Raw genomic sequence first — 15,727 nt, 5'->3', positions numbered from 1 at the left:
TACCTATACTTTTAGCCAAAGTAATTATGGAGTACAATATTGTGATAGCGCCGGACCTGGAAGGGCTGGCATCGGAAGTGGCAGGTTTCCTGCCACAGGGTTGGAGATTAAAGGGCGGTATTGTAGAGCATGTCGATGGCTTTGCTCAACAACTTGTACGTCATCCGAAGGACTCGATTAGAGTGCAGCAGCAACGCAGGCAGCCTAGTACTAAAAGGCGCACCAAATGGATTGAATAATCGCCTGTAGGTAATACTACAATTTAACCTAAGCAAACCATTTTCAGAGCTTCTGTTAAGCAGCTTTGAAAATGGTTTTTTGTTTTACCCCCTCCCTACTCTAAGAAGGTTGCTTAGCGCCTCCCGCACTTGCACTCTGCCAACCTTCATCTACACTTATTACAAGCTACCTGTTAAATAACCAAAATTTTGCACCGATTCAGTATCCTTTTATGCAAGTAGAAGTATATATGGCAAAACCGGACTGCCGGTAAGGTAAGCTTAAAACTTAAACCCTTATTTTATTTACTTACAGTTGCACATTTTCCCTGCAGCCCTGTGAGTTCACCCTTAACCCTTTATTATGAGAAACATAGTTTACTTTCTCTTGCTGTTGCTATGTGTTAGCTCCTGCATGTCGAAAAAAGAACTTGTATACCTGCAGAATTCTAATCTTAAAGAAAACGTCCCTACTGATTTCCAGACAAGGTTGACAGCATATAAACTCCAGTCTAACGATGTGCTATCTATAAAGGTACTGAGCGTAGACCCGGATATGTCCAATTTATTTAACATCACCAACCCTAACAATGCCTTTGGCATGTCTGATCCAGGCACTATGTACCTGAGCGGCTATGCTATCGATAACGAAGGCTTTATCAACCTACCTACGGTTGGTAAGCTAAAGGTAGAGGGCCTCACAACCTCCCAAACACAGGAGTTGGTGCAGCGCAACCTGGACCGTTATATTACGGACGCAACCGTGGTTGTTAAACTTATTAGCTTCAGAATCAGTGTCATAGGAGAAGTTCGTAACCCTGGGCATTTCTACATTTATAACGAACGGGCTAACCTGCTGGAAGGCTTAAGTATGGCCGGTGACCTAACACAATCAGCGGACAGAGAAAATGTAAAAATCATTCGTCAGAAGAAGGATGGCCAAACTGAAATCGTCTTGCTAGACCTCAAAGACCCGAACCTCGTACAATCTCAATACTATTACCTGATGCCCAACGACGTTGTTTATGTCGAGCCACTAGGAACACAGCTTAAGCGTGATAACCTGATAGTTTGGAACGCTGTGCTGGGGGTAATTTCTACAGGGGCATTGTTGTACAATTTGTTTAAATAACGATGAAGAAAAATAAACAGGAGCATGAAATAGACTTAAAGAGCTGGCTATTTAAATTTAAGTCTAAGTGGTATTTGTTTGCTGTATCTGCCGTTTTGGCGCTTGCGGCAGGTTATGTGTATGTAAAGAGCTCTCCACGAATTTTCCAATTCCAGTCTACGCTTCTGCTTGGCGACCAGCAAACCGGTTCTAAAAAGGCACAGGAGCTGCTGGAGGTGTTGGATGTTCAGAGTAGAGGCATAAAAGTAGAGGATGAGATAGGTTTGCTGTACTCTGCAGAAATGGTAAAGCAGGCACTGCAGAAACTCAACTTCACAGTGGCCTATTATAAAGTAACTGACCACTGGCTAAATAAAGTAACAGACCTTGTGGTAGAAGAGCAGTATAAAACCGCTCCTTACGAGGTAGAGCTGGACACGAGCCGGCTGCAGTTGGTAGATATCCCTATCAAAGTGCGCCTGTTGGATAAAAACACTTATGAGCTGGCTATAGAGGCAGAGAACGTTCCTCGTTATGATTTCCGCTCCAACGCAACTGTAGGTTCTATACCTGTTGTAAACTTCAAGAAGACACTCCGGTTTGGTGAGGCCTACCAGGATGAAAACATGAGCTTCACGCTGCAGCGCGCCGATGTGGAGGACCCACAGCCGGGTAAAGCATACTTCTTTGTCATCAACAGCCTCGAAAATCTGGTAAAACAGCAACAGTCTTCTTTAGAGATTGCCCCAATAGACCGCGAGGCTCGTGTACTTGTGCTGAAAACCAAAGGCAGCATACCTGATAAGCAAGTAGCTTTCCTGAACACATTGATGGCAGAGTATGTAGCAAACGACCTGAAAGAAAAGAACCAGAACGGTTTGAAGACGCTGGAGTTTATTGATAGCCAGCTAGCTACACTTTCTGATTCACTGCGCCAAAGCAAGCAGGCTTTGTCTTCTTTCCGCTCTAATAACCGTATTGCTAACATCAATGTGCAATCTAACATCAGTTATGAGAAGCTGTCGCAGTTGGAGGCTGAGCGCGCTCGCCTGAATACGGACAGAACCTACTATGCTAATATTCTGGATCAGGTAAAGAATGGCAATGGCATTGCACAATCAGTATCGCCAACGGTGGCTGGCATCCAGAGCCCTATTCTGAACAACCTGTTTTTGCAGCTCGCAGAGCTAAACCAGAAAAAAGCTGGTTACAGAACTAACGCGACAGAGGACAACCCGATGTTGCGTAAAATTGAGAGCGAGATAAACAGTACACGCACCTCTATAGAGGCTAACCTGCAAAACCTGATTGAATCTGCGGATATTTCCATTGCAAATGTAAATGAGCGCATTGGCAAAATTGAGTCAACCTTGGCCTCACTGCCTGAGAACGAGCGTAAGCTGATGGACCTGCAGAGCCAGTCTGAGTTCATAGACAAGAAGTATGACTTCTTGCTGGAAAAACGAGCAGAGGCAGCTATTGCCCTGGCAACTAATGCCACAGACAAAAAGATTGTGGATCAAGCTTCAATGGTCGGTACTACCCCTGTAAACGTGAAGCCAAAAATGATTTACCTGCTCGCGTTGATCATTGGTTTGGCTATACCAGCAGGTTTTATCGTGTTAATGTCTAATGTAGACAATACCATTCAGGGTAAAAACGACCTCGGCAACATCACCAACATTCCATTCCTGGGTGTGGTGGCGCATGGCTCTAAGTCTGATAAGCTAGCTGTAATGAACAACCAGCGTTCAGCCATTGCCGAATCATTCAGGTCGATACGAATTAACCTGCAGTACCTGATGGCCGACTCTAACTTTAAAGTTATTGGTGTGACTTCCTCCATCTCTGGTGAGGGTAAGACTTTCTGCTCTGTTAACCTTAGCTCAGAGATGGCCATGTCGGGTAAGCGTGTGGTTCTGATCGAATCGGATATGCGCAAGCCTACCTTCAGCAAGTATTTCCCGGTAGCAGAGTCTGTAGGACTTTCCTCTTTCCTGACACAGGGGCTGCCGCTGGAAGAGGTGGTGCAAAAGACTACGATGGAAAACCTGGACATCATTCCTTGTGGTCCTATCCCGGATAACGCCCTGCACCTGCTGGAGCTACCTAAGATGCAGCAATTGCTTACCATGCTTAAGGATCAGTATGACTACGTTGTGATTGATACCCCTCCTATTGGCTATGTATCAGAATACTTCGTGCTGATGCGTCACATGGACGTGAACCTGTACGTCGTGAAGCACAAGTATACCAACAAGGACATGCTCGCTCAGATAAATGAGCTGTACAACAGCAAAAAGGTCAAGGACATTTACATGATCATCAACGACCTGAATTACGACAAGACCTACGAGTACGGCTATAAGAAAAAAGCTAAGTATTACTACGTATAAAGCCTTTGCCCAACATAACAGCAGGGTGCAGTTGCCTTAGCTGCACCCTGTTTGCTACTATATCACAGTATTACAAATGAGTAAAAATTTAGCCTCCAAAGCTGTAAGCGGCCTGAAGTGGGGATCGGCCTCCACCATTGCCAACGCAGTTATGCAGATTGGCTATACTTCGGCCATGGCTCGCCTATTGGCACCAGAGGCTTTCGGTTTGGTGGCAATATCAAGCGTTATTCTTCGCTTTGGCAGCTACTTTGCTAACATGGGGCTAACGAAGGCTCTTGTGCAGAAAGAGGAGCTGGAGCCACAGCATATACGGGCAGCTTTTACAGCCTCACTCGTACTTGGCCTGCTGTTTACAGGGATTACCTGGCTATTAGCACCTTTCGCCGCCGACTTTTTCGGGAATCCTGATGTTACGCCCATTGTGCAGGTTATGGCCCTGTCGTTTCTAATCAGTGGCGTATCTGTTACTTCGCTTAGCCTGCTGGAGCGTGACATGCGGTTCAAGCTTATCAGCATTATAGAAATGGCGGCTTATGTTATCTCCTACCTTGGGGCAGGCATTGTACTCGCCTATCTCGACTTCGGCGTTTGGAGCTTGATCTATGCTACTCTGCTGCAGGCGACTTTATCTGCCATAGGCGCTTATGCAGCCGTGCGACACAGCGTGGTGCCACAGCTTAATCTGGCGCCTTACAAGCCCCTGTTCAGTTATGGCAGCCGCATGTCGTTCATTAGCCTTCTGGAGTTCTTGAGCCAGGAATTCGGCACTATACTTATTGGTCGCGTACTGGGTTCGTATAAGCTGGGTTTGTACAACCGCGCTTACATGCTGGTAAACCTGCCTATGTATATGCTCACGCGCACTTTTACTAAGGTGGTATTCCCTAGCTTCAGTAAGATTCAAAACGATATTCAGAAGCTGGGCAGGATCTACTTATCAAGTATAACATTGTTGGCGGCTATTGTGATACCGGCTTGCTTCGGCATTTCGGTAGCTGCGCCCGAACTGGTAAGAATTGTACTGGGCGAGCAATGGGGAGAGTCAGTACCCGTGCTGCAAGTGCTGAGCATAGGCATCGCCCTGAGCTTCATCACCATGTTTGCTGGTATCGTTTGCGACGCTAAGGCCGTATTAAACATCAAGATCGTACTTAATGTCGTGTTTATACTTGTGATAGGAGGCTTGTTCTACCTGCTCCGAGAGTTTGGATTAGTAGGATTTGCCTTTGCCGTTTTGATCGGTGAACTGGTACGCATGGCGATGTACCAACGGGTAATGCATAGAGTATTGGAGCTGTCTTACCGGCAGCAGCTGTCTATATACCTTCCGGGTGTATTAAATGGTGTGCTGGTAGCCGGCGGCATTTACCTGGTAAGTTCACTTCTGCGCAGTGCAGATACTCCGGTTGCAATCACTTTTGCAGCGCAAGCTTTAACAGGAGGTGTACTGTTGCTAGTGTTAACCCTGCTCTTCCCGCACAAGCTGCTGCGAGCTGAGTTGCAAATGGTGTTTAACAAAATGGGCATGAGCGGCAATGGTGACAGTCCCATCAGCCGTATTATACAGAAGTATAAAGTTCACATTCTAAAAGAAGCATAGCTCAAAGCAACTTCTTCGTAAGTAACAGAAATCATTTACAATTATGACCATAGGAGTTTGCGGACCAATAGACCTGAGATTGTTGGATTGGGAGTTAAAAGGACAGGATTTCCCGGAAACGAATTCATTTCCACTGCCTACACATTTTATCAACGCCTTACTGCACCGTGGCTATGACGTTGTTGCTTATACTAACTCTCCTCATATAAAAGAATCCATGGTGATAGAGGGCAAGCACCTAAAGGTATGTATTGCGCCACAGCGCCCTCAGCCAGGCCGTCGCTTCTTTTTGTTTGAAGTGAAGGAGCTACAAAAGCTTATAGAGAGCCATCCGGCAGACTTAATGAGTGCCTTTTGGTCTTATGAATATTCATGGGCGGCCCTCAGAACAGGTATCCCTACAGTGGTAAGCCTGCACGATGTGGCACTTCAGATACTGCTGCAGCACCGAGATATGTTCCGGTTGGTACGCTGGGCCATCAATTACATTGTAGTTTCCAAGGCCAAGCATCTTATTGCTAACTCCAGCTATACTTATAACATGCTGGACAGAGGCACCAGAAGGAAAACCAAGATCATTAATAACTTCTATACTTCAGAGCTGGAGGAAAGCCTGCAGCAGCCCGAGCAGAAGGGGAATTATATTACCTCCGTCTCCATGGGCTTTTCGCACCGCAAAAACATCAGCACGGCACTTCATGCCTTTGCAATGGTACGCCAGAAGCACCCTAAGCTAGAGTACCACCTGTTGGGTGCTGGTATGGAGCCTGACGGCGAGGCGCAGCAGTACGCACGGGAGCATGCTCTGGAGGATGGTGTAAAGTTCTTAGGTGTACAACCTTTTGATGTGGTACTGCATGAGATTAGCCACGCCAAAGCACTGCTGCACCCTGCACGGGAAGAGTCCTTTGGAATGGTTCTGCTAGAGGCCATGGTATCGCACACGCCAGTTATTGGCGGCAGTAAGAGCGGCTATGTGCCTACCCTACTCAACGGCGGTAAAGCCGGCTTGCTCTGCGACATCAACTCACCTGCTGCCATTGCTGATTGTGTTTTGAAACTAGTAGAAGACGAGCGGTTGCGCAATGAGCTTGTAAAGCAGGCCTATGCCTTTGCCCGTGATAACTACTCGGAAGAAGTGATTGTGCAACAGCACCTGGACTATTATGCGCAAGTACTGGGAAAGCCTTTAACACCGAAGCGCAGCAGTACGAAGAAATATAAAAGCGCTATTGTGGGAGCCTAAACAGAAACCACTGCATGAAACTGAACTACTCTTTTCTATTTGCTATACCCTTGGCCCTGATCCTAATCATGGACCAGATGTTTATAGAACTGGCAAGCCCTAATGACGAGATGGGACAAGGTGCCCTGCTAAACATGATCGTGAAGGGCATGGCAGGGGTCTCCATACTTTACTGCTGCCTGTTCTTTAAGCGGATGTCGAACTATATGAAGTTCGCATTTTTCCTTCTCATGCTTTATGTAGGGGCGCTTGCATTTGAATCAAAGTACTTCTATGGCTCTTTTATGGTGTACCCACACGTGTTCGTGAAGGTACTCATCTTTGCCTACAGCTTCTTTGTGTATACTTTTTATAAGGGCAACTACCACCTCAACATGAAGCACATTGTGTGGTTTATACTTGCAGGCTTCTGGCTAAACGTGCTGCTTGTAAACCCACATACTTTAAGCGTATCAGCGTTTACCAACCATGAGCGCGGGGTTTACTCCACTTCAGTATACATGCTCGTCGTACCTTTTCTGTACTTCCTGAGCAACTATTTCTACAATGGCAAGTTCATGAGCCTGTTCTGGTCTTTCTTTGTGCTGTTTGCCATTTTCTTTTTCCAGCACCGTACCGTCTGGATATCAACGGCCTTTGTACTGGTAGTTTATTACTTACTGATCCGGCTTAAAACAGATAAACCAATCAATTTCCTGACAAAGCTGCTACCAATAGGTACCATTGTGGGTGTTCTGGCCATTATTGCCAGTGGTTTTATACTTTCTATACACCCCGAGATTATAGACAAGGTACAGGAGAGCTTCTCGGACATTGAGAACTTTGAGAGCCAAGGCACTGGCGGATGGCGTTACCAGCAGTGGCTCTCATACTTGCCTTTTATCCAGGATAACTTTCTGCTGGGCATGCGCTTTGAAGGATTTGAGCTGCCTATTCAGTTTTACCGCGATGATATTGATGCTCCGGTGTTCGAGGATGGCAACGGGCATCACTTCCACAGCTTTTATGTAGAGATCTTCTTCTACACCGGTTTAATAGGTTTTTTATTATACCTGCTCATAGGCCTATACCCAATCGTGAAGGCAATACGCCAGCGGGTGCTTACTATTAACCAAATCATATTGGTGGCTTTTGTTAGCAGTGGCTTCATCTTCGGTATCTCTTATGTACTGCCTGTTTTCTTCTATGGCGTTCTAGGCTGGGCTATTGCTGCCATAGAGATGGAAAAAGTAACCTATTCAACCTTTGTTAGGGAATCAGGTATGCGGATGAAGGCCCGGCGCCTGGATCGGAAACAAGAGCTGCAAACTCTTTAAATCATCCAAAACTTCTTATCAGAATAGCAGTACAAGTATATACCAAAACCCTTATCACTTGTATGAGTACTTCTTTACCGCAAGAACCACTGCACACTCCGGTGTTGCTGATTATATTTAACCGCGCACATACGACACAAAAAGTATTTGAACGCATTCGGCAGGTAAAGCCTAAAAAGCTTTACGTTGCCGCCGACGGCCCTCGCCCACACGTAGGCACTGATGCCGAGCGATGCGCCGAAACCCGCCGCATTGTAGAGCAGGTAGACTGGGACTGTGAAGTAAAAACACTCTTTCAGGAACAGAACCTTGGCTGCGGTGTAGCTCCTTCCCGCTCCATCTCCTGGCTTTTCGAGCATGAGGAGACAGGGATTATACTAGAGGACGACTGCATCCCATCAAAGAGCTTTTTCTGGTTCTGCCAGGAGCTGTTGGATAAGTATAAGCAGGACACCCGTATCATGCACATCAGTGGCAACAACTACTTAGATGGCTGGCGTCGCGACTCTGACTACTCCTACTATTTCTCAGACAAAGTGAACAGCTGGGGATGGGCAACCTGGCGCCGTGCCTGGCAGCTCTACGACTTCAACCTGGCTAACTATCCGGAACTAAAGAACAAAGGCTACCTCAATGGTATATTCCTGAACAAGTTTGAGGAGAAGTACAGGCTGAGTAAGCTAGAGGAGACGTTTACCAACATTCAGAAAGGCGATGTGTGGGACTACCAGTGGGAGTTTACAGTATACAGTAACTCCGGCCTCTGCATTGTGCCTGAGGTGAACCTGGTACGAAACATCGGCTTTGGAGAGGACGCCACCCATACCTTTAACCTGCACGACAAAAAGGCCAAAGTACACGAAGAGGAAATTGACTTCCCGCTGCGCCACCCTACGTTCGTCATCCGCGATGTGGAGTCGGACCGCCGCAACTTTAACAAAATGATGCGCGACAAAGCGAGCGCCAAACTCAAAGCTTTATTCAGCTTTAGTCTTTAATGAGCCTATGAAATTACTTTTATCTGCATATGCCTGCGAGCCCTACCGGGGCACCGAACTGGGCAACGGTTGGAACTGGGCACTGAGTACAGCCAAGCTTGGTCATGAAGTATGGTGCCTGACTACCGTGGAAGGCCGCGAAAGTATAGAAAAGGAAGTAGAGAAACTGGCCCTGCCCAACCTGCATATTATTTTTGTTGAGCTTCCGGCTTGGATAGACAAGCTGTTTGAGTACCACTTGGGCTTTTACCCACACTATATGTACTGGCAGCACCGAGCCTACCAAAAGGCAAAGGAGCTGGATGAGAAGATCAACTTTGACCTGGTGCACCACGTTACCATAGGCAGCTTACAAATGGGAACAGCGTTGTGGCGCTTGAACAAGCCTCTGATCTTTGGCCCGACAGGCGGTGGCCAGGAAGCCCCACGAGCGCTTAAGAAGTATTTCTACAGCGGGTGGAAAATGGAGGTTTTACGCAAGATTATCAGTGAAGCGCTACTGGTTTTCAACCCTAACGCCCGCAAAGCCATGCAACACGCCTCACTGGTGCTTACCACCAACCAGGACACTTACGACATGGCACAGCGCATCGGGGCACTTAACCCAAAGATGTTCCTAGACACTAGCCTGCCGGAGGATTTTTACCCGGAGGCATACCCGGAGCGCATTCCAGACGAAACCATGAAGATCTTATGGGTAGGTCGTTTGTTTGCAAGAAAGGGACTACCGCTGGTATTGGCGGCACTTAGCAAAGTAAGGCCGGACGTAAAGTTTGAGCTGACTATTTTAGGCGATGGCCCTATGCATGACTTTGTACCACGCTGGATAGACGAGTATAAACTACACGGGAAGGTAAGCTGGAAAGGCCAGGTACCTTGGGACGAGGTAAAGCGTGCCTACACGCAAAGTGATTTGTTCCTGTTCTGCAGCCTCCGCGACTCCAGTGCTGCCCAGCTTTTGGAGGCAATGGCTTATGGCCTGCCTATCGTGACCCTGGACCTGCACGGTGCTCAGAACCTGGTGCCGGATGAAGCAGGTATAAAAGTACCTGTTTCTACCCCAGATCAAACAGCAAACGCTATTGCTGCTGCCGTAGAGAAACTGTACGACCAACCGCTGCTGCGCCGCAAAATGGGCGTTTCCGGCTACAAGTTCTCCAAGTCTCAGACCTGGACAGTAAAGACACAACACATAAACGAGTTTTACAGTAAGTATAGCCAGGTCCAGCCTGCCGAACTAACTGTTCAACATTAGAGCCTTTAACACATATGCTATACATTGTTATACCTGTTTTTAATAGAAAGAACTTCACCAAAGAGTGCCTGCTGTCACTCAAGCGAGGCACCAACCAAAACTTTAAAGTAATTGTAGTGGACGATGGCTCCACCGATGGCACCGCAGAGATGCTGCGCGAAGAGTTTCCGGAAGTAGAAGTTCTCTTCGGAGACGGCAACCTATTCTGGACAGCCAGTGTGAATATGGGCATCAAACACGCCTTACAACAGGGAGCTGATTATGTGATGACGCTGAACAACGACCTGGAAGTAGCCGAAGGCTACATTGAGAACACTTATAAATGGATGGCCCAGAAGCCAAATGCCATTATTGGTGCATTGGAAATGGATGCCGGTACCCGTGAGCCAGCCTTTGGAGGCGAGATAGTAGATTTCAAGCTAAATAAAGTGCGTCACCTGCTGCATGAGCTGCCTAAAGAGAAACAGGTAGGGCTGCATGCTGTATCTCAGTTGCCGGGCCGCGGTCTGCTTATACCTCGCGCCGTCTTTGAAAAGATCGGCCTCCTGGATCAGGATAGATTCCCGCACTATGTGGCAGACTACGACTTTACCCACACAGCCTTGCGCAACGGGTTTGAGCTGTACGTCAATTACGATGCTAAGCTTTATACTTACCCGGAAGAGAGTGGTGAGCGCCAAAACCGCCAGAGCAAATCGCTGGCTAACTTCTACAAGCACCTTTTTGATATCAAAGGCGGTGGTAATCTTCGCGATTTTACCCGATTTACATTAAAGAACTGCCCAACTCCTTATATTCCATACTACCTGGCCAATGGTTACGCCCGTCGTATTTTTGGCTATATGCTGAAATAGATGCAGCAAAACGTGAGGAGCATAGAAGCCACCTTCCGCCATCGCAGCCATTCGCTGCTAAGTGGCAGAGGGTGGCTTTTTGCTTTTGCGGCTGCCATTCTTTTGTTTTTGGCCATTGCAAGCCTGATGCGAGAGCTGAACTTCTCACCCAAGGCTGCGGCACCTGATTACGAAGGCCCTCTCATTATTACCAAAGGTGGCACCTACTCAGGCAATTGGGAGTCTAAAGACTCAGACGTAGCAGCGGTGGATGTTCGCACAAAAGAGCCGGTAATAATTGAAAATTCGAAAATAAGAGGGGCTGGCTTTCTAATCCGCAGCCAGGGCTATGGAGCTAATATAACTGTGCGCAATACGGAAGGTTATGGCCTCCGCCCCACTCCATACACTGACTACATGAAGCCTCGCCGCTTTCTTGCAGTAGATGTTTTTAGTAATGTAGTGGTAGAGCATTGCTATATGGAAGAGACAGCAGGCATCTACCTTGGCGTAGAGTATACTGGTAACGGAAGTCCAGAGCAGACCATAAAGATACGTTACAACAAGGCACTTAACATCAACGGACAGGTTTACAGCGGGAAAGACCGTGTGCAGTTTGTACAGTTTAACTACCGCGGCGAGGTACCTCATGCAGAGATAGCCTGGAATGAGGTGATAAATCAGCCAGGTGTATCTGCCGTAGAGGATAACATCAACATTTATAACTCCAGAGGTACGCCTCAGTCCCCTATCCGTATCCACAACAATTACATTCAGGGAGCTTTCCCTTACCCCCTTCACCTTGAAGAGTATTCTGGAGGAGGCATAATAGCAGACTCCCCCGGCACCGACTCACTCAGGGCAACAGCCTATGTAAAGGTGTACGAGAACCATCTGGTGGGGCTAGGCAACTACTGCCTGGGCATAGCGGGGGGCAACAACATTGAAATGCATCATAACCGGGCAGTTGTAGCAGCACGGTTTCCTAGTGGCAAGCCCTATCACTTCTGGACGAGTGGTATTTGGGCCAAAGACTACTACAAGATGAGTAACACCTTTGACAACAGCATGCACCACAATACTCTTGCTGTGCTTGGCAAGGACCGAACGTGGCGTAACGAAGTTTACGACAGCACATTCGCCGCCGCTGCAGAATATGCGAACCACATACTCCCTGACAGCGTGACCAAGGACTTAGAGGCAACAGAATACGACCTCTGGCAAGAAAAATTGCGATCTAACAGGATCAAAATAGGTCCCCTATCCCACTTATAACATAGCCCAACTCCACACATTGTGGAATTAGCACATCCCTCTACAAGCTATAAAAGCACTTTTTGTTCTTGCTTCAGCATAAGTGTGGAAATATTCCACACTTGAAAAGTACAAATTAAAACCTTCACAAGAATTCAATCATCTAAATATATATAACTCATAATATTACTATCTACATCATCTTCCTGCACTCTCCTCTAACAAACAAGTAGATCGATAATTTCTTGGCTAAAATTTCCTATATAGCACATTTATAGGCAAAATCACGCCTATAACTATTTTTATACAACCTTATTTACTGTAACCTTTCAAAATATACTTTTACTGATCATATTCGGCATTTTTATCTCCAAAAACATGCTTTATCTATATTAATATTCTAACATCAAGATATTTTTTTTATGTTTTTTTCAACAAAGGTTATGATTAGAAAAAATTTCCTCTTTATATTTGCAACAGTTTATATATTAAGAATTTAGCCACTTAGTAACAAACAAGAGTTTATACTCTTAAATAGAAAAAATCTTATTAACAGTACTAAAGCCAAAGGATACTGTGAGATTTTTAAAGGAAACAAAACATTAAAAAATCTAATTTTCAACTTTTAGCCAAAGGAAATGAACACAAAAACCTCAAACCTGAGCAAGAGGGCAGGTAGAGCTGTAGTAGCTCAGCTTTTTGCCTACATTTTGTTCGTGCTTCTTCCTTCAACAGTATTAGCACAGTCTTATAGCGGTCCGCTAGTGATCACTAAAGGAGGAACTTACAAAGGTAATTGGGAGTCTAAAGACTCTGAGGTCGCCGCAGTAGAGATCAGAACCAGCGAGCCGGTCATCATTGAAAACTCGAACATTCGTGGTGCTGGTTACCTGATCAAGAGCTGGGGTTACTCTGTTAACCTGACTGTTCGCCACACAAATGGCTACGGTATTCAGCAGACACCGTGGAGAGATTACAAAAAACCTCGCCGCTTCGTAACAGTTAACAACTTCCAGAACCTAGTGGTGGAAAACTGCTACATGGAAAGCACTGCAGGTATCTACGCAGGTACTCGCTACGAAGGCGATAACTCTTCATCTGAAGGTATCCGTATCCGCTACAACGTTGCCAAAAACATTGATGGCCGTGTGTACGGTGGCGACAAAGAGCACTCTCAGTTTGTGCAGTTCAACTTTAAAGGTGCCATCCGTCACGCTGAGGTTGCCTGGAACCAGGTAATCAACGAGGCTGACAAGTCTCTTGTAGAGGATAACATCAACATCTACAACACTCGTGGCTTTGCAGGATCACCAATCCGTATCCACAACAACTACATCCAGGGAGCTTACCCTGCGCCAGCTAATGGCACCAAGTATTCAGGTGGTGGTATCATCACTGACGGTGACGCAGGCATCAATGACTGCCCTGCTTACATCGAAGCATACGAAAACCAGCTTATTGGTTTAGGTAACTACTCTATGGGTATTGCCGGTGGTAACAACATCCGCTATCACCACAACAGAGCTGTAAACGCTGCTACTTTCGACAACGGTTCTAAGTATAGCATGTATACTTCAGGCCTTTGGAGCAAGGACTATTATCACCAAAACACTACGTTCGCTAACTCAGTTGATAATAACGTAGTTGGTATTGTAGCATGGGGATACAACAACAATCGTAACGATGTCTCTGTAGCTGAGAACGCTGATTTCAAAAACAACACGTTCCTTCCAAACCCAATCACGAAGCAGTCTGAGAAGGACGAGTTCAGCATGTGGCAGAGCAAGCTAAGCAAGAACGGCATCGTTCTGGGACCTAATGGTTCAGCTAGCGCTACTCCAGCAAACCAGGCTCCTACTGTAGCTATCACATCTCCTACAGCTAATTCTAATGTTGCGTTCGGAACTTCAATTGTGATCAACGCAAACGCTAACGACACAGATGGTTCTGTAACAAAGGTAGAGTTCTACCAGGGTGCAGTTAAGCTAGGCGAAGACACAAGCGCTCCTTTTAGCTATACCTGGAACAATGTAGCCGTAGGAACATATTCCCTTACAGCCAAAGCTTACGACAACGCTGGTGCTTCAAAAACATCATCTGCAGTAAGTGTAAATGTTGAAAAACAAGTAGTTGAGGAGGCTCCTGTTGCTTCTACTGAGCAGGCACCTTCTTCTAACACAGCCGCTGGCACAGGAAAAATCACACACGACTTCTGGGCAAACATACATGGCGCAGGTGTTAGTGTGGTTCCCGTAAACCAGACGCCAACAAGCTCTTCTGAACTTACACTGTTCGAGGCTCCTAGTGGCAAAGGCAATAACTACGGTCAGCGTATCCGTGGCTACGTAACAGCTCCAGTGTCTGGCCAATATACTTTCTGGGTTGCTGGTGATGACCAGGCTGAACTATACCTGAGCACAACAGAAGACCCGGCAGGCAAGAAGAAAATAGCTTATACTAACAGCTGGACAGGTGCCCGTGAGTGGACAAAGCACAGCACACAGCAGTCAGCTAAAATCACACTGGAAGCTGGCAAGCGTTACTACATCGAGGCGTTGAGCAAGCAAGAAGGTGGTGGTGACAACCTGGCTGTAGCATGGCAGTTGCCAAACGGAACTAAAGAAGCTCCGATTGCAGGTAACAGATTGTCTGAAATGGGTAGCAAGGCTCCTGTAGTAGCAACATCCATCACTGCGCCAGTTGGCAAGATTACTCTTGAGAAGTGGAACAGTGTACACGGCAGCACCGTGAGCGTGATTCCGGTAACCACAAAGCCGCACCACACACAGGATCTGACTTCTTTTGAGGCTCCATCTAACACAGGTGATAACTATGGTCAGCGTATCCGCGGATACATTACAGCTCCTGAGTCTGGACAGTATACCTTCTGGATTGCAGGTGATGACAAAGCTGAGCTTTACCTGAGCACAACAGAAGACCCAGCGAAAAAGCAACGTATTGCCTACGTAAGCGACTGGACAGGTGCCCGTGAGTGGACAAAGCGCAGCGGACAGCAGTCAGCTAAAATCACACTGGAAGCTGGCAAGCGTTACTACATCGAAGCTCTGCACCTTGAAGGTGGTGGCGGTGACAACGTAGCCGTAGCGTGGCAGTTGCCAAGCGGTGCTAAAGAAGCTCCAATTGCAGGTAACAGACTGTCTCCACTTGGAGAGTCACTTGAGAATATCTCTGCCCTGCAGGTTTCTGAAGTATCGGACTCAGATGCATTCTTTGCACAGACTACAGCTTACCCTAACCCGTTCCGTGATGTAGTAACACTGAACTTCGGTGACAAAGAAGTAGAACTGGCTGAGGTAGTTGTGCTTGACCAAACTGGCCGCGTAGTTTACAAAGAGTCAAAGCTTGAGCTGGTTAACAACCAACTGACCTTCAACCTGGCTGATCTGAAAACTGGTCTGTACTTCCTGAAGTACACTGACAAAGCTGGTAAGAGCGATAGCATCAAGATCGTAAAAGAATAACACATCACAACTTTT

Annotated in this window: 11 protein-coding genes; all 11 read left to right on the top strand. The window is 46.7% G+C overall.

Features of this window, described 5'->3' with window-relative positions:
- Positions 1 to 26 precede the first annotated feature (26 nt).
- The 11 genes from PKOR_RS13465 to PKOR_RS24095 all read left to right on the top strand — a co-directional run bounded on the left by PKOR_RS13465 (position 27) and on the right by PKOR_RS24095 (position 15,712).
- Positions 27 to 239 (top strand): hypothetical protein, encoded by a 213-nt coding sequence (locus PKOR_RS13465; RefSeq protein WP_046311409.1) that lies wholly within the window; start codon positions 27 to 29, stop codon positions 237 to 239.
- Positions 240 to 582: 343 nt separating this feature from the next.
- On the top strand, positions 583 to 1,350 hold the full coding sequence (locus tag PKOR_RS13460; protein ID WP_046311407.1) for a polysaccharide biosynthesis/export family protein: 768 nt from the start codon (positions 583 to 585) through the stop codon (positions 1,348 to 1,350).
- A gap of 2 nt (positions 1,351 to 1,352) precedes the next feature.
- Positions 1,353 to 3,725: a GumC family protein gene (locus PKOR_RS13455; protein WP_046311405.1), complete on the top strand. Its 2,373-nt coding sequence runs from the start codon at positions 1,353 to 1,355 to the stop codon at positions 3,723 to 3,725.
- 76 nt (positions 3,726 to 3,801) lie between these two features.
- On the top strand, positions 3,802 to 5,328 hold the full coding sequence (locus PKOR_RS13450; RefSeq protein WP_046311403.1) for a lipopolysaccharide biosynthesis protein: 1,527 nt from the start codon (positions 3,802 to 3,804) through the stop codon (positions 5,326 to 5,328).
- Between the two features lie 43 nt (positions 5,329 to 5,371).
- The gene (locus PKOR_RS13445) at positions 5,372 to 6,574 is read left to right on the top strand and encodes a glycosyltransferase family 4 protein (RefSeq protein WP_046311401.1); all 1,203 of its coding nucleotides are present in this window, start codon (positions 5,372 to 5,374) and stop codon (positions 6,572 to 6,574) included.
- Positions 6,575 to 6,588: 14 nt separating this feature from the next.
- A complete protein-coding gene (locus tag PKOR_RS13440; protein WP_046311399.1) occupies positions 6,589 to 7,890 on the top strand; it encodes an O-antigen ligase family protein in 1,302 nt (433 codons plus the stop codon).
- Between the two features lie 62 nt (positions 7,891 to 7,952).
- The gene (locus PKOR_RS13435) at positions 7,953 to 8,888 is read left to right on the top strand and encodes a hypothetical protein (protein ID WP_046311397.1); all 936 of its coding nucleotides are present in this window, start codon (positions 7,953 to 7,955) and stop codon (positions 8,886 to 8,888) included.
- A 7-nt stretch (positions 8,889 to 8,895) separates the two neighbouring features.
- Entirely contained in the window at positions 8,896 to 10,143 is a 1,248-nt protein-coding gene (locus PKOR_RS13430) for a glycosyltransferase family 4 protein (RefSeq protein WP_046311396.1), read from the top strand.
- A 14-nt stretch (positions 10,144 to 10,157) separates the two neighbouring features.
- A complete protein-coding gene (locus PKOR_RS13425; protein ID WP_046311395.1) occupies positions 10,158 to 10,997 on the top strand; it encodes a glycosyltransferase family 2 protein in 840 nt (279 codons plus the stop codon).
- A 12-nt stretch (positions 10,998 to 11,009) separates the two neighbouring features.
- Positions 11,010 to 12,251: a glycosyl hydrolase gene (locus PKOR_RS13420; protein WP_235336350.1), complete on the top strand. Its 1,242-nt coding sequence runs from the start codon at positions 11,010 to 11,012 to the stop codon at positions 12,249 to 12,251.
- Between the two features lie 617 nt (positions 12,252 to 12,868).
- Positions 12,869 to 15,712: a PA14 domain-containing protein gene (locus tag PKOR_RS24095; RefSeq protein WP_071843151.1), complete on the top strand. Its 2,844-nt coding sequence runs from the start codon at positions 12,869 to 12,871 to the stop codon at positions 15,710 to 15,712.
- Positions 15,713 to 15,727: the final 15 nt, after the last annotated feature.

The sequence above is a fragment of the Pontibacter korlensis genome, assembly GCF_000973725.1.
Taxonomy (GTDB): Bacteria; Bacteroidota; Bacteroidia; order Cytophagales; family Hymenobacteraceae; genus Pontibacter; species Pontibacter korlensis.
The sequence above is the reverse complement of the archived record's forward strand: the minus strand, read 5'-3'. Positions and strand labels throughout refer to the sequence as shown.